This is a genomic window from Streptomyces sp. NPDC005566 (assembly GCF_040605575.1).
In the GTDB taxonomy this organism is placed as follows: domain Bacteria; phylum Actinomycetota; class Actinomycetes; order Streptomycetales; family Streptomycetaceae; genus Streptomyces.
Window position 1 is genome coordinate 158,872 of the sequence record NZ_JBEXDB010000016.1, and the last position, 19,553, is coordinate 178,424.

The 19,553-nt window shown below is 71.1% G+C and carries 18 protein-coding genes; 11 read left to right on the top strand and 7 right to left on the bottom strand.

The features are described from left to right. Window positions 1–10 precede the first annotated feature (10 nt). Both ABZS61_RS25035 and ABZS61_RS25040 read right to left on the bottom strand, forming a co-directional pair. The gene (locus ABZS61_RS25035) at window positions 11–1,270 is read right to left on the bottom strand and encodes a biotin carboxylase (protein WP_356425356.1); all 1,260 of its coding nucleotides are present in this window, start codon (window positions 1,268–1,270) and stop codon (window positions 11–13) included. Beyond that, window positions 1,267–2,631 (bottom strand): hypothetical protein, encoded by a 1,365-nt coding sequence (locus ABZS61_RS25040; RefSeq protein WP_356425359.1) that lies wholly within the window; start codon window positions 2,629–2,631, stop codon window positions 1,267–1,269. The genes ABZS61_RS25035 and ABZS61_RS25040 overlap by 4 nt, the downstream gene beginning before the upstream one ends. A gap of 439 nt (window positions 2,632–3,070) precedes the next feature. On the opposite strand from ABZS61_RS25040, the gene ABZS61_RS25045 reads away from it, so the two are divergent. From ABZS61_RS25045 to trpA, 8 genes are read left to right on the top strand one after another with little or no spacing between them, the layout of a single operon-like run. Beyond that, window positions 3,071–3,640: an NAD(P)H-dependent oxidoreductase gene (locus ABZS61_RS25045; protein ID WP_356425362.1), complete on the top strand. Its 570-nt coding sequence runs from the start codon at window positions 3,071–3,073 to the stop codon at window positions 3,638–3,640. A 13-nt stretch (window positions 3,641–3,653) separates the two neighbouring features. After that, window positions 3,654–4,928 (top strand): ATP-grasp domain-containing protein, encoded by a 1,275-nt coding sequence (locus ABZS61_RS25050; RefSeq protein WP_356425365.1) that lies wholly within the window; start codon window positions 3,654–3,656, stop codon window positions 4,926–4,928. Further along, the gene (locus ABZS61_RS25055; protein ID WP_356425368.1) at window positions 4,925–6,433 is read left to right on the top strand and encodes an anthranilate synthase component I family protein; all 1,509 of its coding nucleotides are present in this window, start codon (window positions 4,925–4,927) and stop codon (window positions 6,431–6,433) included. Before ABZS61_RS25050 ends, ABZS61_RS25055 begins: the two co-directional genes overlap by 4 nt. Beyond that, a complete protein-coding gene (locus tag ABZS61_RS25060; RefSeq protein ID WP_356425370.1) occupies window positions 6,430–7,050 on the top strand; it encodes an aminodeoxychorismate/anthranilate synthase component II in 621 nt (206 codons plus the stop codon). Before ABZS61_RS25055 ends, ABZS61_RS25060 begins: the two co-directional genes overlap by 4 nt. Next, on the top strand, window positions 7,047–8,072 hold the full coding sequence (gene trpD / locus ABZS61_RS25065) for an anthranilate phosphoribosyltransferase (protein ID WP_356425373.1): 1,026 nt from the start codon (window positions 7,047–7,049) through the stop codon (window positions 8,070–8,072). Before ABZS61_RS25060 ends, trpD begins: the two co-directional genes overlap by 4 nt. A gap of 28 nt (window positions 8,073–8,100) precedes the next feature. Continuing rightward, window positions 8,101–8,928: an indole-3-glycerol phosphate synthase TrpC gene (trpC, locus tag ABZS61_RS25070; RefSeq protein ID WP_356425376.1), complete on the top strand. Its 828-nt coding sequence runs from the start codon at window positions 8,101–8,103 to the stop codon at window positions 8,926–8,928. Continuing rightward, window positions 8,925–10,184 carry a tryptophan synthase subunit beta gene (gene trpB, locus ABZS61_RS25075; RefSeq protein ID WP_356425379.1) on the top strand — a complete coding sequence of 420 codons (1,260 nt, stop codon included), beginning with the start codon at window positions 8,925–8,927 and terminating at the stop codon, window positions 10,182–10,184. The genes trpC and trpB overlap by 4 nt, the downstream gene beginning before the upstream one ends. Next, entirely contained in the window at window positions 10,181–11,011 is an 831-nt protein-coding gene (trpA, locus tag ABZS61_RS25080) for a tryptophan synthase subunit alpha (protein ID WP_356425383.1), read from the top strand. Before trpB ends, trpA begins: the two co-directional genes overlap by 4 nt. Before the next feature lie 175 nt (window positions 11,012–11,186). Here trpA and thpR read toward each other — a convergent pair whose 3' ends face one another. The 3 genes from thpR to ABZS61_RS25095 all read right to left on the bottom strand — a co-directional run bounded on the left by thpR (window position 11,187) and on the right by ABZS61_RS25095 (window position 13,781). Beyond that, window positions 11,187–11,759, bottom strand: a complete 573-nt coding sequence (gene thpR, locus ABZS61_RS25085; RefSeq protein ID WP_356425386.1) for an RNA 2',3'-cyclic phosphodiesterase — start codon at window positions 11,757–11,759, stop codon at window positions 11,187–11,189. Between the two features lie 151 nt (window positions 11,760–11,910). Next, window positions 11,911–13,245, bottom strand: a complete 1,335-nt coding sequence (locus ABZS61_RS25090) for an MFS transporter (RefSeq protein WP_356425389.1) — start codon at window positions 13,243–13,245, stop codon at window positions 11,911–11,913. A gap of 95 nt (window positions 13,246–13,340) precedes the next feature. Beyond that, complete coding sequence (locus tag ABZS61_RS25095) at window positions 13,341–13,781, bottom strand: MarR family transcriptional regulator (protein WP_031093273.1); 441 nt, start codon at window positions 13,779–13,781, stop codon at window positions 13,341–13,343. Window positions 13,782–13,915: 134 nt separating this feature from the next. On the opposite strand from ABZS61_RS25095, the gene ABZS61_RS25100 reads away from it, so the two are divergent. Next, window positions 13,916–14,131: a hypothetical protein gene (locus ABZS61_RS25100; protein WP_356425393.1), complete on the top strand. Its 216-nt coding sequence runs from the start codon at window positions 13,916–13,918 to the stop codon at window positions 14,129–14,131. A 40-nt stretch (window positions 14,132–14,171) separates the two neighbouring features. Here the strand turns inward: ABZS61_RS25100 and ABZS61_RS25105 are convergent, their stop codons facing one another. Further along, on the bottom strand, window positions 14,172–15,629 hold the full coding sequence (locus ABZS61_RS25105; RefSeq protein ID WP_356425396.1) for an NCS2 family permease: 1,458 nt from the start codon (window positions 15,627–15,629) through the stop codon (window positions 14,172–14,174). 221 nt (window positions 15,630–15,850) lie between these two features. Between ABZS61_RS25105 and ABZS61_RS25110 the strand changes: the two genes are divergently transcribed. Further along, entirely contained in the window at window positions 15,851–16,147 is a 297-nt protein-coding gene (locus ABZS61_RS25110) for a DUF2530 domain-containing protein (protein ID WP_356425399.1), read from the top strand. A 115-nt stretch (window positions 16,148–16,262) separates the two neighbouring features. Further along, window positions 16,263–18,668 (top strand): HAD-IC family P-type ATPase, encoded by a 2,406-nt coding sequence (locus tag ABZS61_RS25115; protein ID WP_356425402.1) that lies wholly within the window; start codon window positions 16,263–16,265, stop codon window positions 18,666–18,668. A gap of 24 nt (window positions 18,669–18,692) precedes the next feature. Here the strand turns inward: ABZS61_RS25115 and ABZS61_RS25120 are convergent, their stop codons facing one another. Beyond that, window positions 18,693–19,544 carry a DUF5707 domain-containing protein gene (locus tag ABZS61_RS25120; protein WP_356425405.1) on the bottom strand — a complete coding sequence of 284 codons (852 nt, stop codon included), beginning with the start codon at window positions 19,542–19,544 and terminating at the stop codon, window positions 18,693–18,695. Window positions 19,545–19,553: the final 9 nt, after the last annotated feature.

The window sequence follows — 19,553 nt, forward strand, 5'->3', positions numbered from 1 at the left end:
GGTGCTCCTGTCAGGCGTTCGTCGTGGACAGGGCGAGCGGCTCGGCGCGTACCCGGAAGTCCGTGGCGGTGGCGGTGATGGCCGCCTCGGTGGCGGCGCCGTCGGCAGCCCGGAAGCGGAAGCGGCCGCCGACGTGCTCGTAGTAGGCGTCCGCGTCGGGCAGTACCTCGCCCGGGTGCAGGACGACTTCGGCGTACGGGCCTTCGGCGCGGCCGGTCATGGAGGTGGACTCCGTGATCCGGCAGGGCCGTTCGGCCGGGGCGGGCATGAGCATCCAGCCGGCCACCTCATCGGCGGCGTACGGCGCTGCGGCCGTCTGCGGCACCGGCGGCACCGGGCGGTCCAGCTGGAGCTGCCAGGCGGCGTGCATCAGGTCGTAGCCGTGCACCTCGCGCCACAGGAAGGGGATCTCGGCGCCGCCGACGCGGGCGCCGCACTCCAGGAAGCGGCAGACGGTGCTCCCGTCCGGGGCCCGGTCGAGGAACAGTTCGAGGTGGAAGACGGTGGCGCGGCCCGGGGAGAGCGCACCGAGGTAGGCGGTGGCGGCGCGGTCGATGGCCGCGTTGACCTCGGGGTCGTCGATCTCGACGGAGCCGAGGAACGTACCGCCGCGAAAGCCCAGGCAGGTGTTGAGGTAGCGGGAGGCCCGCCAGGCCAGCAGCCGCTGCCCGTCGAAGACGCCGTCCACATGGGAGATCGGGGCCTCCACGAAGGCCTGCACCAGCATCGGTTCGCTGTCCAGGTCCAGGCCGGTGACGTCCTCGGGGCCGTCGGCCCGGACCACGCCGGCGCTGGAACTGCCGGTGCGCGGCTTGACGATGACCGGCCAGCCGGCGGCCGCGCCGAAGGCGAGCACCGCGGCGGTGTCGGTGGCGGCGGCGAAGGCCGGCACGTCCAGGCCGGCGTCCGCGACGGCCCTGCACATCACGTACTTGTCGCGGAAGACGATCTGCGACGGCTGGCGAGGGCCCGGGACGTCCCACTCCTCGCGGAGTGCGGCGCCGACCAGCAGGTCGTCCTCCTTGAGGGCGACGATCGCGGCGGGCGCGCCGTGCCGGGTGGCGAGTGCGCGGACTTCGGTGCGGACCCGAGCAAGATCGTCGGTGGCGGGAACCAGCACGACCTCGTGGGCCTGGGGCGGTACGGAGCCGGTGCCGACCTCGGTGGTCACATAACTGACCCTGTTCTCGGCGTGGTCGATATAGCTGGTGAATTCTGCGTATCGCTCGCGCCAGCGATTGATCACGATGATGTGCGGACGGTCGGTCATATGCGGGGCTCCTCGAATTCGGCTTCCGGGTAGGTGAATACGCAGGTACCGCGGGTTCCGGGATTCGCGTACGTGATCACGGCGCCGTCCCGCGGTTGCAGGGCGCGGCAGAATGCGCCGCCGAATCCCTGGGGGGTGACGAAAATCCCCCAGTTCGCGACCCATTCCCCGGTGCTTCCGGTCTCCGGATCGACCACCGGTTCCAGGGCCGGTACGACCAGTTCCTGCGCGACGTAGTCCCGTACGGCGGTGGCCTCCAGGGCCTGATCCCACTGGGCGTCCGTGACATCGCGGCCGATCACCACGCCGTCGGCGCTGTACCCGATGCCCGGCTTGAGGACGAGCGCGGCACGGTGCGCACGGGCGTGGGCGAGTGCCTCGTCGGAGCCTTCGGTGCCGAGCACCCAGGTACGCGGCAGCACCCGGTCGACCAGCTCCCGCTCCGCGTCGGTCAGCTCGGCGCGGACGGCCGGCAGGTGCAGCAGGCCGAGCGCGGCCTTGCTGGTGAACAGGGCTCCTTCGAGCGGGGTGAACTGGGCTGTACGGCCTGCCGCGTGGGCGCGGTTGAGCCTCGTCAGGGCGGCCCGGGCGACCGGATCGCCGGCGATCTGGCCGGCGGCGAAGTAGCGCAGGACGACATCGACGGGGCGGCCGTGCAGCGCGAGCTTGCCGTCCGCCTCCTCGGTCAGCTCCTGGATCTCGCCGAGCAGCAGCTCGATGCCGTACCGGCTCATGTCCTCCTGGATGGAGAGGAAGACGCTGTTGTGGTCGCCGAGCGCGTCCGGGCCCTCGATCAGGGCCACCACCGGACTCACCGGGTCGGCGCCCTTCACCCCGGCGGCCGCCGCACGCAGTTCGGCCACGAGGTGGTCCATGGTGTCGGTGTGGCCGAGGCCGTTGGCCTCGGCGAAGGCGCGGAAGGCGGGGACGTCGAGGAAGGCGCGATTGAGCTGGGCGCTGTCCACGCCGCCGAGCTCGCTGCCGACGTTGAGCTCCAGCAGCCGGAAGCCGGTGCCGTCGTGGAAGGCGTCGGCGCGGGCGTACAGCAGAGGGTCGCCGGTCGCGCCCTCGCTCATCACCTCGACGAGTTCCTCGGGCAGCCCGATGGCCGCGCCGTAGCGGTTCAGGTCGCCGTCGAAGCAGCGGCCCGGCAGTGAGACGAGGATCCGGAAGACCGCCGCGAGGTCGTCGGCGAAGGCGCCGATCTCCCGCTCGGAGACGAAGATCGGGCGAGGCAGCAGGACATGCCCGTAGGCCTTGCCGTACTCCGCCGGGACGGAGGTCCGCGAGGTCAGGGTGCGTAGTCCGCTGTCCGGGTTCGCTGATTCCGTGAGGTAGCGGACGGTGGCTGAATTCTCCATGGGCGGTCTCCTTTTCTTCCGGATCGGGGCGTGCCGGATCGCGGCGGCGCCGGAAAGCCGGGATATTCCGGGAACGTGAGAAGGGTGGAAATTCTAAGAATCGAAAGCGGTCGAAGAGCTCGCACATTCGGAAGGAGCTCGCACGATCGACAAGGTGCGGGTACAAGGCGGTGGAGCGATCCGCGGTGACGTGATTTCACTGTGGCACCGCCGTCGGCCGCCGGCGGTGCCGGCCGGGATGCGCATTTACGGCTGTCGTGAATACGCCAGGGTGAACCCGGAGGCCATAATGGGACGGACCCGGGTGAAACGGCAGGGGCGGGGGTTGGCACGGTTGCGCACCGCTCGGCCTGCTGCTTACCTACTAGTCATTCAGGAGGCTTGCGCCCCTCCGGACGATCCGCGGTGACACCGGACCGTCCACAAGGGAGAACACGCCATGCCCCGCCTGCAGTTCATCGTCGCCAGCACCCGCCCCGGCCGGGTCGGCCCCGCCGTCGCCGCCTGGGCCACCGAAGAGGCCCGCCGGCAGGGCGGCTTCGACATCGAGACCGTCGACCTCGCCGACATCGGCCTGCCCTTCTTCGACGAGCCGGAGCACCCCTCCGAGGCCGCATACGTCCACCAGCACACCAAGGACTGGAGCGCCACGGTCTCCCGCGGCGACGCCTACGTCTTCGTGATGCCGATGTACAACGGCACGTTCACCGCGCCGCTGAAGAACGCCATCGACTTCCTCTACCAGGAGTGGCAGGACAAGCCGGTCGCCCTGCTCAGCTACACGGCAGGCCCCTCGGGCGGCGTACCCGCCATCGAGGCGATCCGCCCGATCCTCACCCGCATCGGCTTCCGCGCCGCCGAGCGCAGCATCTCCGTCCCCGGCATCGCGGAGCTGACCGGCCCGGACGGGTTCCGGGCCCCGGACGGCCTCGCCGGCGAACTGGCCGGTGTGCTCGACGAGATCGCCAAGCTGCTCGCCGACACCGACGCCGCCCCCGCGCAGGTCTGAGAGGAATGCAGCCATGACCGCACCGTCCCCGCAGTCCGCGTCCGTCCCCGCCGAGCGCCTGGTCGTCGTCGGCAGCGGCGGCCGCCCGTACCGCGAGTACTCCTTCCAGTCGCTGCGCGCGCACTACAACCTCTCCGCGGTGCTCTCCGCCGAGCCGACCTGGCAGCGTGAGTACCTGGATTCGTACCTCGTCGCCGACCTGTCCGATCCGCTCGCGATCGCCGATGCCGTCCTCTCCCTCGCCGGGCCCGGCAACTCCTCCGTCGCCGTCCTCACCTGGGACGAGACCGCGGTCGAGGCCACCGCGGAGGCCGCCGCCAAGCTCGGGCTGCCGCAGCTGTCCGCCGAGGCCGCCCGCCACTGCCGCGACAAGTACGCCACCCGCTCGCTGATGTCCGAGGCCGGCCTCGGCGCCGTCCGCCACCGGCTCGTCACCACCGCGGACCAAGCCGTCGCCGCCGCCGACGAGTTCGGCTACCCCGTCGTCCTCAAGCCCCGCGCCCTCGCCGGCAGCATCGGTGTGACCCGCGCCGACGACGCGGGTCAGGTGCGGGAAGCCTTCACGCTCGCCGACGGAGCCGCCTTCGCCACGCTCCCCACCGGCCACGGCATCCTCGTCGAGGAGTTCCTCGACGGACCCGAGATCAGCATCGACAGCGCCGTCCACGAAGGCGCCGTCCACGTCGTCCACATCGCCCGCAAGCGGCTCGGATTCACGCCGTACTTCGAGGAGGTCGGCCACCTCGTCACCGCGTCGCACGACGCACCGTGGACGGACGAGGTGCGCGCCCTGGTGACCGGTGCCCACCGGGTACTCGGTGTCACCACGGGCGTGACCCACGCCGAGGTCCGCCTCACGTCGCGAGGCCCGCGCCTCATCGAGCTCAATGCCCGGCTCGGCGGCGACCTCATTCCCTTCATCAGCTCCTTCGCCACCGGCATCGACCTGGTGCGGGCCGCCGCCGAGCTGTCCTTCGGCCGCCTTCCCGACCTCACGCCGACCCGCGATCTCACCGCCGAGATCCGGTTCGTCTACTCCGACACCGACGGCCACGCCCGCGCGCTCGACCTCACCGCGGCCGCGGCCGTACCCGGCATCGCGCACACCGCCGTCCTCGCCGAGCCCGGCGACCGGCTGCTGCTGCCGCCCCGTCAGGCGATCCCGCGGCTGGCCGCGCTGGTCGCCGTGGGACCGGACGAGGGCGCCTGCGGGCAGGCCCTGGACCGTGCCGAAGCCGTCGTGGACCGTGCGACGGACCCGCTGCAGGAGACGGAGGCCGACGCATGACCGCTCCCGTCGACGTTTCCGCGCCGGTCGTCGCGGGCGTCGTCCCCGGCCCTGACGCGGCACGTGTCCTGGCCGCCGGGCACGCCTACGTCCCGCTCTACATCGAGCTGCTCGCCGACACCCTCTCCCCGGTCACCGCGTTCGCCCGGCTGTGCGGACCCGGCCTGGAGCAGCCCGGCCTGCTGCTGGAGAGTGTCATCGGGACCGACAACAGCATCGCGGTCGGCCGCTACTCGTACATCGCGCACCGGACCCGCCCCGTCCCGCTGGGCGACGGCGACCCGCTCGTCGCGCTGCGGCCACTGGCCGACCGTGACGTCGCGCCCGTCCCAGGGCTGCCGCCGTTCCACGGCGGCGCCGTCGGCTACCTCGGCTACGAGAGCGCCCGCCACTTCGAGAGCCTCCCCACGGCCCCCGGACCTGGTCCGGGCATGCCCGAATCGGTGTTCCTGCAGGCCGACGACCTGGTCGTGTTCGACCACGCCACGCGCCGGCTGCTGATCACCACGCTCCACGACACCGCCGCCGAGACGTACGAGGACGCCGTCGGCCGGCTCACCGCCACCCGCGACCACCTGTTCGGCGAACAGCCGCACCGTCACCACGGGCCGGGCAGCGCCGGAACGCGGCCGCTCGCCCCGGCCCGTACCGCCGAACAGCAGGACCGGTCCGCCTGGCGGGCGCACACCAGCGAGGAGCGCTTCCTCGACATGGTCGACACCGCCCGCGAGTACATACGGGCCGGCGACATCTTCCAGGTCGTCCTCTCCCAGCGGTTCAGCAAGCCGCTCGCCGCCGAACCCCTCGACGTCTACCGCCACCTGCGTGCCGTCAATCCGTCGCCGTACATGTTCCATCTGGCCCTCGGCGGCGGCAGGCACGTCATCGGCGCCTCACCGGAACTGCTGGTGAAGGTCGAGGACGGCCGGGCGCAGACCCGCCCGCTCGCCGGCACCCGTTGGCGCGGCACCGACGCCGCGACCGACGCCGCGCTCGAAGCCGAACTCCTCGCCGACGAGAAGGAACGCGCCGAGCACGTCATGCTCGTGGACCTCGGCCGCAACGACATCGGCCGGGTCGCCGCCCCCGGCACCGTACGGGTGGACCGGCTGATGGAGGTCGAGCGCTACTCGCACGTCATGCACCTGTCCTCGACCGTCAGCGGAGACCTCGCCGAGGGCCGCACCCCGCTGGACGCGCTGCGCTCCACCTTCCCGGCGGGCACCGTCTCCGGCGCCCCCAAGATCCGGGCCATGGAGATCATCGCCGAGCTGGAGGACGAACGGCGCGGCGTCTACGGCGGTGCCCTCGGCTTCATCGGCGCCGGCGGCAGCCTGGACACGGCGATCGCCCTGCGCACCCTGGTCATCGCCGACGGGAAGGCCTGGGTCCAGGCCGGTGCCGGAGTCGTCGCCGATTCCGACCCGGCCTCCGAGTACCGCGAGACCCTCAACAAGGCGCAGGCGCTTTTCGCCGCCGTGGAACGGGCGGAGGCGTCCGCATGAGCCGGCACGACCGTGGCCCGGTCCGCGTCGCCGTCGTCGACAACTACGACTCCTTCACCTACAACCTCGTCCAGTACCTCGCGCAGGCCGGGGCCGAACCCGTCGTCCACCGCAACGACGGCGTCACCACCGGGCAGCTCGCCGCCCATGACGCCGTCCTGATCTCGCCCGGCCCCGGCACCCCCGGCCAGGCCGGCGTCAGTCTCGCCGCCGTCCGCGACCTCAGCGGCCGGCTCCCCCTGCTCGGCGTCTGCCTCGGACACCAGTCCGTGGCGGAGGCGTTCGGCGCCGAGGTGGTCCGGGTGGGCCCGGTGCACGGCAAGACGGAACGCGTACGGCACGACGGCACCGGCGTCCTCGCCGGGCTGCCCGACCCGTTCACCGCGACCCGCTACCACTCGCTGGCCGTCGACCTCGTGACCATGCCCGACGAGCTCCTCGCCAACGCCTGGGCCCAGGACGGCACGGTCATGGGTCTGCGCCACCGCACCCATCCCACGTACGGGGTGCAGTTCCACCCCGAGTCCGTCCTCACCGAGCAGGGCATGCGCATCGTCGTCAACTTCGTCGAGTCCGTCGAACAGTTCCATTCACACCCACTTGAGGGGGTCCGGTGAAAACCGCTCTGCGCACCCTGGCCGAAGGCGGCCGTCTGACCCGTGAACAGGCCGGCCGCGCCATGGCCGCCGTACTCGCCGGAGAAGCGACTCCCGGCCAGATTGCCGGTTTCGCCATGGCCCTGTCCGCCCGGCGCGCCGACATCGAGGAGATCGTCGGACTGGTCTCCACCGCCCGCGCATTCGGCACCCGGCTGACCGGCGACGGTCAGGTCCTGGACACCTGCGGCACCGGCGGCGACGGTCACGACACCTTCAACATCTCCACGACCGCTGCCATCGTCGCCGCGGCCTGCGGGGTCCCGGTCGCGAAGCACGGCAACCGCAGTGCCTCCTCCGCCTGCGGCAGCGCCGACGTCCTCGAAGCGCTGGGCGTCCGCATCGACCTGGGCCCGGCACAAGCCGCGGAATGCCTGGCGGAGGTCGGCATCACCTTCCTGTTCGCGCCGGTCTTCCAGCCCGCCTTCCGGTACGCGGCCGAGCCCCGCCGGGAACTGGGCGTACGGACCGTCTTCAACGTGCTCGGACCGCTCTGCAACCCGGCCGGTGCCCGCTACCAGACCCTCGGGGTGTCGGACCCGGCCCTGCTCGACGTGATGGCCGAAGTCCTGCACCGGCTCGGCACCGAGCGCGCCCTGGTGTTCTGCGCCGACGACGGCTTGGACGAGCTGAGCACCTGCTCGCCGTCGCGTGTGGTGGAACTGACCGGTGGCAGCACCACCTCCTACCGGCTCGACCCGGCCGACCTGGGCCTCGCCCCCGCCACCCTGGCGGACCTGCGGGGCGGCGACGCCGCCGCCAACGCGGACACCGTCCGCCGGATCCTGGGGGGCGAAACGGGCCCGCGCCGGGACATCGTCCTGCTCAACACGGCCGCCGCACTGCGCGCGGCCGGCCGGTGCGAGGACTGGCGGGCGGGCATCGCCCGGGCCGCCGAGGCCATCGACAGGGGCTTCGCGGCCGCTGTCCTGGACAACTGGGTGGCGGCGGGCGCCCGGCCGGCCGCCCGGGCCGCAGCATGACACCGCGACGCGAACAAGGAGCACCACGTTGACCAGCCAAACCGTCATGCCCGGCCTCCTCGGGGAGCTGATCGAGGCCGCGCACCGTCAGACGGCGGCCCGCCGCGCCGAGTTCCCCCTGGCGGAGGTGGAGAGCAGGGCCCGGACCGCCCCCGCCGTACGGGACTTCGGTGCGGCCCTGCGGGCCCCGGGCCTGGGCGTCATCGCCGAGCTCAAGCCCCGCAGCCCCCTTAAGGGCCCGCTCACCGACGACTACCGGCCCGCCGAACTGGCCCGGTCCTACGAGGTCGGCGGCGCCTGCGCGCTCTCCGTCCTCGCGCACACCGAGGGCTTCGGCGGCCGGCCGGAGGACCTCGCGACCGTACGGGAGGCAGTGGACCTGCCCGTCATGCGCAAGGACTTCATCGTCGACGAGTACCAGATCGCCGAGGCCCGCGCGTACGGGGCGGACGCCGTCCTGCTCGTGGTCGCCGCCCTCACCGAGCAGCGGCTGGCCGAGCTGTACGCGTACGCGCAGGGCCAGGGCCTGCACATCCTGGTGGAGGTGCACAGCGAGGCGGAGGCGCACGCCGCGCTCGCCCTGGGCGCCCTCAACATCGGGGTCAACCACCGCGATCTGCGGGACTTCCGGATCGACCTGTCCCTCACCGGCCGGCTCCGCGCACAGGTCCCGGCGGACCGGGTGCTGGTCGCGGAGAGCGGCGTACGAAGCCCGGCGGACGCCCGGCGGTTGCGGGCCGACGGGGCGGACGCGGTGCTGGTGGGAGAGACCCTGATGCGATCGGCCGACCCGGCGGCGGCGGTGGCGGAACTGAAGAACTCGCACGCCCACGGAACCACTCAGGAGAGGTCATGACGACCACGACCGGTACGCCGGCCACCTCGTTCATCCCCGCCCCGAAGGGGCACGTCCCCAGCGACGAGGGCTACTTCGGCGCGTACGGCGGCAAGTTCATCCCCGAGGCGCTCGTCGCCGCGGTCGACGAGGTCGCCGTCGAGTACGACAAGGCCAGGTCGGACCCGGCGTTCGCCGCCGAGCTGAACGACCTGCTGGTCAACTACACGGGGCGGCCGAATCCGCTCACCGAGGTGTCGCGGTTCGCCGAACACGCGGGCGGGGCACGGATCTTCCTCAAGCGGGAGGACCTGAACCACACCGGCTCACACAAGATCAACAACGTGCTGGGCCAGGCGCTCCTCACCAGGCGCATGGGCAAGACCCGGGTCATCGCGGAGACCGGCGCCGGCCAGCACGGTGTCGCGACCGCCACCGCGTGCGCCCTCTTCGGCCTCGAATGCACCATCTACATGGGCGAGATCGACACGCAGCGCCAGGCGCTCAACGTGGCCCGGATGCGGATGCTCGGCGCCGAGGTCATCGCCGTGAAGTCGGGCAGCCGGACGCTGAAGGACGCCATCAACGAGGCGTTCCGCGACTGGGTCGCCAACGTCGACCGTACGCACTACCTCTTCGGCACGGTCGCAGGCCCGCACCCCTTCCCCGCCATGGTCCGCGACTTCCACAGGGTCATCGGGGTCGAGGCGCGCCGTCAGATCCTGCAGCACGCGGGCCGGCTGCCCGACGCGGCCGTGGCCTGCGTGGGCGGCGGGTCGAACGCCATCGGCCTCTTCCACGCCTTCATCCCGGACGCGGGCGTCCGTCTGGTCGGCTGCGAGCCGGCCGGGCACGGAATCGAGACCGGCGAACACGCGGCCACCCTGTCCGCGGGCGAGCCCGGAATCCTGCACGGCTCACGGTCGTACGTCCTCCAGGACGAGGAGGGCCAGATCACCGAGCCCTACTCGATCTCGGCGGGCCTCGACTACCCGGGCATCGGCCCCGAGCACGCGTACCTCAAGGACATCGGGCGCGGCGAGTACCGGGCGATCACCGACGACCAGGCGATGCAGGCCCTGCTCCTGCTGTCGCGCACCGAGGGCATCATCCCGGCGATCGAGTCCGCGCACGCCCTGGCCGGCGCCCTCGACCTGGGCAGGGAACTGGGCAAGGACGGCCTGATCGTGGTCAACCTGTCCGGCCGCGGCGACAAGGACATGGACACGGCCGCCCGCTACTTCGGCCTGTACGACTCCGAGGGGGAGACCAAGTGAGCACGGCCGGCACCACCACGGGACGCATCCAGCTGCTGAGCGACACACTCGCCAAGGCGAGGTCCGAGGACCGGGCAGCCCTCATCGCCTACCTCCCGGCGGGCTTCCCGACCGTCGACGGCGGTATCGAGGCGGTCAAGGCGGTCATCGCGGGCGGCGCGGACGTGGTCGAGGTCGGCCTGCCGCACAGCGACCCGGTGCTCGACGGCCCGGTCATCCAGACCGCCGACGACATCGCGCTGCGGGGTGGGGTGAAGATCGCCGACGTGATGCGTACGGTCCGCGAGGCGCACGGCGCGACGGGGGCCCCGGTACTCGTCATGACGTACTGGAACCCGATCGACCGGTACGGCGTCGAGCGCTTCACGGAGGAGCTGGCCGAGGCCGGCGGCGCAGGCTGCATCCTGCCCGACCTGCCGGTCCAGGAGTCCGCGCTGTGGCGTGCGTGCGCGGAGAAGCACGGTCTCGCGACCGTCTTCGTCGTGGCTCCCAGCAGCAAGGACGAACGTCTGGCGACCATCACCGAGGCCGGTTCCGGCTTCGTGTACGCCGCCTCGCTGATGGGCGTCACGGGCACGCGCGCGTCCGTGGGCGCGCAGGCCCAGGAGCTGGTGCGGCGCACCCGGGCCACCACCGAGCTGCCCGTCTGCGTCGGTCTCGGCGTATCCGACGCCGTCCAGGCCAAGGAGGTCGCGGGCTTCGCGGACGGAGTGATCGTCGGCTCGGCGTTCGTGAAGCTGCTGCTCGACGCGCCGGATCTGCCGTCCGGTCTGGCCGCAGTGCGGTCGCTGGCCGGCGAGCTCGCGGAAGGGGTGCGCAGGGGCTGACGCAGGTGCGTCGACGACCGGAGGGGGCGCGGCGCAGCTCCCGTACGGCCGTCCTCGCCGGGCTCAGCCCCCGAGGGCGGCCGCCGCCGCGACAACGACGAACATCAATACGAGCACGGCTGCCATGATGCGGTTTCTGGTCTTCGGGTCCACCCGAAGAGCGTAACCGGCCCGCTCACCTCCCCAGCGGCCAGGCCTGGACCACCTCGTACCTGGGCTGCTCCCCCACCACCCCGTCCACGGGCAGGTTGCTGCGTACGAGACTGAGCTCACCGGCCTCCCAGTGAACGCCCTCGAAACCGTCGAGCGCCCCGGTGAACGGAGTCAGGTCGGCCTGGACGCGGCTGCGGGCGAGGGTGAGGTGCGGGGTGTAGCGCCGGTGCTCCTCCATCGACACCCCGGCCCGACGGGCGGCGGCGTCGGCCCGTTCGGCCAGCAGCCGCAGCGTGTCGAGCCCGCCCGCGGCCCCGGCCCACAGGGCCCGCCCGTCGAACCTGCCGCCGCTGTGGATGCGCAGCGGGAAGGGCTCGGTCCGGTGCGCGGCACGCTCCAGCCGGGTGTACAGCTCCGGCAGCAGCTCCTCGTCCACGTGGCCGAGGAAGGCGAGGGTGTAGTGCCAGCCCTCCACGGCCGTCCAGCGCAGGTTCACGGCGCCGGGCAGGGCGTGCAGAGCGGCGACCGCGGTTGCCAGCTCCCGCACGGCGGGCGCGGGCGGCAGGACGGCGGCGAAGAGTCTCTGGCTGCTCATGCGGTGAGTGTCCCAGCGTCCAGGCGTGTCCCGGGTGCCGGGCCCGTCGAGGAACCGTCCGGGTACCGGCCCGTCGAGGAACGGCCCGGGTGCCGGGCCGAACGAAGAACGCCGCCCTCCCGGCAAGGGAGGGCGGCGTGTCCGGGGCGGTTCAGGCCGCCGTGGCCAACTGCTCGCGGGGGACGAACCGCACATGCGGGTGCCCAGGGCGCAGGTCGACCTTCAGGCGCAGGCCGCCGACCCGGGCCAGCATGATGCCGACCCCGATCGCGGCCGTCATCGAGAGTGCCCCGCCGGCCATCATGCCGGTCCTGACACCGTGCACGTCGCTGATCCAGCCGACGATCGGGGCGCCCACCGGCGTACCACCGGCGAAGACCATCATGTAGAGGCTCATCACCCGGCCCCGCATCTCCGGGTCGGCGGCCATCTGGACGCTGGTGTTGGCGATGATGTTGGTCGTCAGACCGATCATGCCGATCGGGACCAGCAGCAGGGCGAACAGCCAGACGGACGGCGAGAGCGCTGCCGCGATCTCCAGGAGGCCGAACGCCGTGCCCGCGGCGACCAGCATCCGCAGCCGCGAGGAGCGGCGGCGGGCGGCGAGCAGCGCCCCTGCCAGGGAGCCGGCCGCCATCAGGATGTTGAAGAACGAGTACATCCCCGCACCGCCGTGGAAGATCTCGTCCGCGAAGGCGGTCAGGAAGATCGGGAAGTTGAAACCGAACGTGCCGACGAAACCGACCAGGACGATGGGCCAGACCAGGTCGGGGCGGCCCGAGACGTAGCGCAGACCTTCGCGCAGCTGGCCCTTGGCACGCTTCACGGTCACCGACGCGTGCATCTCGCTCGTCCGCATCATCAGCAGGCCGACGAGCGGGGCGAGGAACGACAGTCCGTTGAACATGAAGGCCCAGCCGCTGCCGACCGTGGTGATCAGGACACCGGCGACGGCGGGACCGATCAGCCGGGCGGACTGGAAGTTCGCCGAGTTCAGACTGACCGCGTTGCGCAGCTGCGCGGGGCCGACCATCTCGGAGACGAACGACTGGCGCGCCGGGTTGTCGACGACGGTCACCATGCCGAGCAGGAACGCGATCAGGTAGACGTGCCAGACCTGGACGACGCCCGAGAGGGTCAGCACGGCGAGTGCGACACCGCACAGCCCGAGCGCGGCCTGGCTGATGAGCAGCAGACGCCGCTTCGGGAGCCGGTCGGCGATGACGCCGCCGTACAGGCCGAAGAGCAGCATCGGAAGGAACTGGAGGGCCGTGGTGATACCGACGGCGGCGGCGGACCCGGTGAGGCTCAGGACGAGCCAGTCCTGCGTGATGCGGGACATCCAGGTACCGGTGTTGGAGATCACGGCGCCCGTGGCGAACAGGCGGTAGTTGCGGATCTTCAGCGACGAGAAGGTCCCGCCGGTCTTGCTCTCGTGGGTGGACGTCGGTGCGGGGGCGGAGTCTGCTCCGGATCCCGTACTCAAAAGGGTTCGCCTCCTCGGGCGTATACGACGTACGGACTGACGGGGACGTGACAGCGGGCGCGCGGGACTGCCGGTCTCTGCGCGCCCGGTCGGGGTCAGAGGTGGGCGAGCTTCTCCAGCACGGGCGCGGCGGCCCGCAGCTTCTCCCACTCGTCCTCGTCCAGGCCCTCGGCGAGGTTGGCCAGCCAGGCGTTCCGCTTGGAGCGGCTCTCGGCGAGCATGGCTTCCGCCTGCTCGGTCCGGCTGACCATCTTCTGCCGACGGTCATCGGGGTGCGGTTCCAGTCTGACCAGTCCCTTCGCTTCCAGCAGGGCGACGATGCGGGTCATCGACGGCGGCTGCACGTGCTCCTTGCGGGCCAGCTCACCGGGGGTGGCCGAGCCGCAACGGGCGAGAGTGCCGAGCACCGACATCTCGGTGGGGCTCAGCGACTCGTCGACGCGCTGGTGCTTGAGGCGCCGGCCCAGCAGCATCACGGCGGAACGGAGGGAGCTCACGGCGGCGGCACTGTCGCCGTCGTGGATCAGGTCAGGCATGTTTATTAGCCTAACTCATTAGCTACACTAAAGACCACTCGGTGGTACGCGCGCGAGAAATTGATCACCCAAACGAGTGAGTATGGGGCGGAAAGCACCTCGAAAAGGCCACACGTGCCGCGACCCTGCTTGGCATGGGATCGACAGTGCTCAGCCTGCGCATAGACGGTGAGCTGCTCGACCGGCTCCGCCAGCACGCCGCCAGACGCGGAATGAGCGTCCAGGACTACGTGGTCCAGACGCTCATCCGCAACGATTTCGACGAGCGCTTCGACGCGGCCGTCGACGAGACGCAAAAGTTCTACGGGGCGGATCTCCGTCACGCGGACCCGGCCGACCGGGTCACATGACGGAGATCCGCCCCGTAGGGGTGGTCACTCCCGCTGAGGGCTACGTGAGGCCGAGCGCCGGCATCGCGTAGTAGAAGACGAAGACCGCCGAGACCACGTACATGGCCACCGGGACCTCACGGCCGCGGCCGGCCACCAGGCGCAGCACGCAGAACGTGATGAAGCCGATGCCGATGCCGTTGGTGATCGAGTAGGTGAGCGGCATCATCAGCATCGCGAGGAAGGCCGGGATCGCGAGCGTGTAGTCGTTCCAGTCGATGTCCCGGACCGAGCCCGCGAGGATCAGGAACCCGACCGCGACCAGTGCCGGGGTGGCGGCCTGCGAGGGAACCATCGTCGCCAGGGGCGTGAGGAACAGCGCCACCGTGAAGAGCAGACCGCTCACCACGCTCGCGAGTCCGGTGCGGGCTCCCTCACCGACGCCCGCCGTGGACTCCACGAAGCAGGTCGACGCGGAGGAGGAGCTCACACCGCCCGCGGCGACGGCGACGCCGTCGATGAACAGCACCTTGTTGATGCCCGGGAAGTGGCCGTCCTTGTCCATCAGCTTCGCCTCGTCGCCGACGCCGAGGATGGTGCCCATCGCGTCGAAGAAGCAGGACAGCAGCACGGTGAAGACGAAGAGGATGCCGGTCAGGTAGCCGACCTTCTCGAAGCCGCCGAACAGGCTGACCTCACCGATCAGCCCGAAGTCCGGGGAAGCCACCGGATTGCCCGGCCACTCCGGGACGGTCAGCCCCCACGCACCGGCCGGCAGGCCGGCCACGGCGTCGATGAACAGCGCGACGAGGGTCATGGCGACGATCGAGATCAGGATCGCGCCCGGCACCTTGCGGACGATCAGCGCGAGGGTCAGCAGCGTGCCGAGGACGAAGACCAGGACCGGCCAGCCGTTGAGGTGGCCGTCGTTGCCGAGCTGGAGCGGCACGGTGGTGTGCGCGGCGTCCGGGATGCGGGAGACGAAGCCCGAGTCGACCAGGCCGATCAGCAGGATGAACAGGCCGATGCCGATCGCGATGCCCTTGCGGAGCGACTTCGGTACGGCGTTCATGACGCGTTCGCGCAGACCGGTCGCGACGAGCAGCATCACGACGATGCCCGCGAGGACGACCATGCCCATCGCGTCCGCCCAGCTCATCCGGGGGGCGAGCTGGAGGGCGACGACGGTGTTGACGCCGAGACCTGCCGCGAGCGCGATCGGCACATTGCCGATGACGCCCATCAGGAGCGTGGAGAACGCGGCGGTGAGGACGGTGGCGGTGACGAGCTGGCCGCCGTCGAGCTGGTGCCCGTACATGTCCTTCGCGCTGCCGAGGATGATCGGGTTGAGCACGATGATGTACGCCATCGCGAAGAACGTGGCGAATCCGCCACGGATCTCGCGCGCGACCGACGACCCCCGCTCGGAGATCTTGAAATAGCGGTCCAGGCCGCCGTGCGGCTGCTGCGGAGCCGGAGGCTGCTCGGGGTCGACCTGAGCGGTGGCCGAGGGGGACATGTGTGACCTTCAGTCGTGCATCGGGGGATGAGAACCAGGGGGGAAACCAGCCAGACTTGGATGTTCACACGAATAATTCGAGACACCCACAAGCAGATTCAGTATGAATACATAAACGGAATATCGCTATCTCCGCGCGTAGACCCTTGGGCCGACTGCCCGGCCGACTGTCCGGCCGACCGCTCCGACGGGTACGGACGGCTGGGCCCTAGACTGTGGCCATGGCGAAGTGGACACCGAAGCACGAGGCACCCGAACCCCTTGAGGGGCCCGTCGTCGCCACCGTCACCGGGGGCACGATCCTCTGGTTCGTCCTCTTCCTCGTACAGCTCCCCTTCTACGGGTGGTTCGACGACCACGGCACCACCTGGTGGGTGTGGACCTGCCTCGCCGGGGCCGGTCTCGGACTCATCGGCATCTGGTACGTCCGGGGACGGGACGCCGCGATCAGGCGGGCAGCGGCGGAGGCGTCCTCGCCGGCCGCCGGGGACACCCCGGACAGCGGCGTCCAGCACTGACGCACTCCGGCGTTCCGCGCCGGCGTACGACCGGGGGACCATCCGTCTCGTACCCCGGTCGGATCTTCCCGCCCCCGGCGGGTGAATCGCTCCTTCCGCCCGTACGGTCGGAACCATGACTCAGCGGGCACTCGAACCCTCCGGGGAGCAGCCGGAACCCGGCCCCGTACAGCAGCCCCCGCGCCCCGGCGGACTGAGCACCGCCGAGGTCGCCGAACGGGTCGCGCGCGGCGAGGTCAACGACGTGCCGGTGCGCTCGTCCCGCTCCGTCACCGAAATCGTCCGGGCCAACGTCCTCACCCGGTTCAACCTGATCATCGGCGTGCTCTGGGTGATCATGCTGATGGTCGCGCCGATCCAGGACAGCCTCTTCGGCTTCGTGATCATCGCCAACACCGGTATCGGCATCGTCCAGGAATGGCGCGCCAAGAAGACCCTGGACAGCCTCGCCGTCATCGGCGAGGCGAAACCCACGGTCCGGCGGGACGGAGTCGCCGCCGAGGTCTCCGTCTCCGAGATCGTCCTCGGCGACCTGGTCGAGCTGGGCCCCGGGGACAAGGCCGTCGTGGACGGCGTGGTCGCCGAGGCCGACAGCCTGGAGATCGACGAGTCGCTCCTGACGGGCGAGGCCGACCCCGTCGTCAAGCGCCCCGGTGACCCCGTGATGTCCGGCAGCTTCGTCGTCGCGGGCGGCGGGGCCTTCACCGCCACCAAGGTCGGCCGGGAGGCGTACGCCGCGCAGCTCGCCGAGGAGGCGTCCCGCTTCACCCTCGTCCAGTCCGAGCTCCGCAGCGGCATCAGCACCATCCTCAAGTACGTGACCTGGATGATGGTGCCGACCGCGATCGGGCTGATCATCAGCCAGCTCGTCGTGAAGGACAACAACTTCAAGGACTCCGTCGCCCGGACCGTCGGCGGCATCGTCCCGATGATTCCCGAGGGTCTCGTCCTGCTCACGTCGGTGGCCTTCGCCATCGGCGTCATCCGGCTCGGCCGCAAGCAGTGCCTCGTGCAGGAGCTCCCCGCCATCGAAGGGCTGGCCCGCGTCGACGTCGTCTGCCTCGACAAGACCGGCACCCTCACCGAAGGCGGCATGGACGTCACCGGGGTGCGGCCGCTGAACGGCTCCGACGAAGGGTACGTCCACCGCGTCCTCGGCGCCCTGGGCGCCTCCGATCCACGGCCCAACGCGAGCCTCCAGGCGATCATCGACGCGTACCCGGACGGCGAGGGCTGGAAGGTCACCCAGGCGATGCCGTTCTCCTCCGCCCGCAAGTACAGCGGCGCCTCGTTCGCCGAAGGCAACGGGGACGCCTCCGCCTGGCTCCTCGGCGCCCCCGACGTGCTGCTCCCCGCCGACGACCCCGCGCTCGCCGAGACCGGACACCTCAACGAACAGGGCCTGCGCGTCCTGCTCCTGGCCCGGGTGCCCGGCGGGCTGGACGCGGCGGGCGCGGCCGCCGGCGCCGTACCCACCGCGCTGGTCGTCCTGGAACAGCGGCTGCGGCCCGACGCCGGGGAGACCCTCGCCTACTTCGCCGACCAGAGCGTCGCGGCGAAGGTCATCTCCGGCGACAACGCGGTGTCCGTCGGCGCGGTCGCGAAGAAGCTGGGCCTGCCGGGCGCCGAACACGCCCTGGACGCCCGCAGGCTGCCCGCCGACCGGGACGACATGGCCTCCGCCATCGAGCAGAACGCGGTCTTCGGCCGGGTCACCCCGCAGCAGAAGCGGGACATGGTCGCGGCCCTCCAGTCGCGCGGCCACACGGTCGCGATGACGGGCGACGGCGTCAACGACGTCCTCGCGCTGAAGGACGCCGACATCGGGGTCGCCATGGGCTCGGGCTCGGAAGCGACCCGTGCCGTGGCCCAGATCGTGCTGCTCGACAACAGCTTCGCGACCCTGCCGTCCGTGGTGGCCGAGGGCCGCCGGGTCATCGGCAACATCACCCGGGTCGCCACGCTGTTCCTGACGAAGACCGTCTACTCGGTGCTGCTGGCGATCCTGGTGGTCTGCTTCCAGGTGGAGTACCCGTTCCTGCCGCGCCACCTCACGCTGCTCTCCACGCTGACGATCGGCGTCCCGGCGTTCTTCCTGGCGCTCGCGCCCAACAAGGAGCGGGCCCGGCCCCACTTCGTCCGCCGTGTCATGCGGTACGCGATTCCGTCCGGGACCATCGCCGCGGCGGCCACCTTCACCACGTACCTGGTGGCCCGGCACGCGTACACCGGCCAGGGCGCGCTGGACGCCGAGACGAGCGCGGCGACGCTCACGCTGTTCCTCGTCTCGATGTGGGTCCTGGTGATCATCGCCCGCCCCTACACCTGGTGGCGGGTCGCCCTGGTCGCGACGATGGGGCTCTGCTTCCTGATCGTGCTGGTGGTGCCGTGGCTCCAGGACTTCTTCGCGCTGAAGCTGGTGGGAGCGTCGATGCCGTGGACGGCGGTGGGGATCGCGGCGGTGGCGGCGGCCGCCCTGGAGCTGGCCTGGAGGCTGGTCGGCCGCCGCTTCCCCGCGTAGATCCGCGAGGGTGTCGCCCCTCGACTACTTCACGTCGACGAAGTCACCCGCGGCCGTGACGGTCGGGGTGGTGGACGTACCGGCGAAGCTGTAGCGCCAGTAGCCGTCCACGGACGCCTTGACGGTGGTCTTCAGCTCACCGGTGCTGCTCGACTTGATGGTCTTGACGGTGGTGTAGGTGCTGCTGGTCTTCTTGCGGAACTGCAGCTTGACGGCCTGGCCGGCGTAGCCCTTGTACGTTCCGGTCTCCCAGTTGGCGCGCGACAGCTTGCCCGTGACCGTGATGGTGTAGCCCTTCTTGACGGGCTCCGGGGCGGCGTTGACGGTCACCTTGGAGAAGCGCTGGAGATTCGTCCTGCCGAAGGCGTCGTTCTGGACGACCTGGCCGTCCTTGCTGAGTACCGCGGCGCCGACCTTCCAGGTGGTCGAGTCGGAGTTGATCAGCCATGCCGGGTCGACCGTGACCGTGAGCGTGCAGGTGGACGTCGTGGCGTTGGCCGCCACGCACTTGGCGGTCTCCTCGTTCTGCGAGAAGCCGAAGCTGTCCTCGGACTCCAGGTCGGTGCCGATCCACAGGATCGTGCCGGCGTCCGCGATGCCCGAGTCGTCCGTGGCCGTGATGGCGACGGTGACCTTCTTCGGTGCGGTGGTGCCCACGACGATGGGCTTGCCACCGTTCACGACCGCCTTGGTGATCTTGAGGTCGTCGTCGGCGGTGACCGCACGGGCGGCCATGCGCCCGGAGGGCTGCGCCGGGGCGGAGAGCCCGAAGTCGGGCGTCCAGGCGCGGCCGTCGTCGGCCGTCGCGGCCGGGACACCGAGAGCGGACAGGGCCAGGGCGCCGGAGGCAACGGCAACAGTGGCACGAATACGCATGTGTTCCCC

What these genes read in the sequence shown, in the direction of transcription:
- ABZS61_RS25120 (WP_356425405.1), bottom strand. Translation starts at nt 19,544, where the DNA reads ATGCGTATTCGTGCCACTGTTGCCGTTGCCTCCGGCGCCCTGGCCCTG.
- ABZS61_RS25035 (WP_356425356.1), bottom strand. Translation starts at nt 1,270, where the DNA reads ATGACCGACCGTCCGCACATCATCGTGATCAATCGCTGGCGCGAGCGA.
- thpR (WP_356425386.1), bottom strand. Translation starts at nt 11,759, where the DNA reads ATGAGCAGCCAGAGACTCTTCGCCGCCGTCCTGCCGCCCGCGCCCGCC.
- ABZS61_RS25045 (WP_356425362.1), top strand. Translation starts at nt 3,071, where the DNA reads ATGCCCCGCCTGCAGTTCATCGTCGCCAGCACCCGCCCCGGCCGGGTC.
- ABZS61_RS25115 (WP_356425402.1), top strand. Translation starts at nt 16,263, where the DNA reads ATGACTCAGCGGGCACTCGAACCCTCCGGGGAGCAGCCGGAACCCGGC.
- ABZS61_RS25040 (WP_356425359.1), bottom strand. Translation starts at nt 2,631, where the DNA reads ATGGAGAATTCAGCCACCGTCCGCTACCTCACGGAATCAGCGAACCCG.
- ABZS61_RS25110 (WP_356425399.1), top strand. Translation starts at nt 15,851, where the DNA reads ATGGCGAAGTGGACACCGAAGCACGAGGCACCCGAACCCCTTGAGGGG.
- ABZS61_RS25060 (WP_356425370.1), top strand. Translation starts at nt 6,430, where the DNA reads ATGAGCCGGCACGACCGTGGCCCGGTCCGCGTCGCCGTCGTCGACAAC.
- ABZS61_RS25095 (WP_031093273.1), bottom strand. Translation starts at nt 13,781, where the DNA reads ATGCCTGACCTGATCCACGACGGCGACAGTGCCGCCGCCGTGAGCTCC.
- ABZS61_RS25050 (WP_356425365.1), top strand. Translation starts at nt 3,654, where the DNA reads ATGACCGCACCGTCCCCGCAGTCCGCGTCCGTCCCCGCCGAGCGCCTG.
- ABZS61_RS25055 (WP_356425368.1), top strand. Translation starts at nt 4,925, where the DNA reads ATGACCGCTCCCGTCGACGTTTCCGCGCCGGTCGTCGCGGGCGTCGTC.
- ABZS61_RS25105 (WP_356425396.1), bottom strand. Translation starts at nt 15,629, where the DNA reads ATGTCCCCCTCGGCCACCGCTCAGGTCGACCCCGAGCAGCCTCCGGCT.
- ABZS61_RS25100 (WP_356425393.1), top strand. Translation starts at nt 13,916, where the DNA reads ATGGGATCGACAGTGCTCAGCCTGCGCATAGACGGTGAGCTGCTCGAC.
- trpB (WP_356425379.1), top strand. Translation starts at nt 8,925, where the DNA reads ATGACGACCACGACCGGTACGCCGGCCACCTCGTTCATCCCCGCCCCG.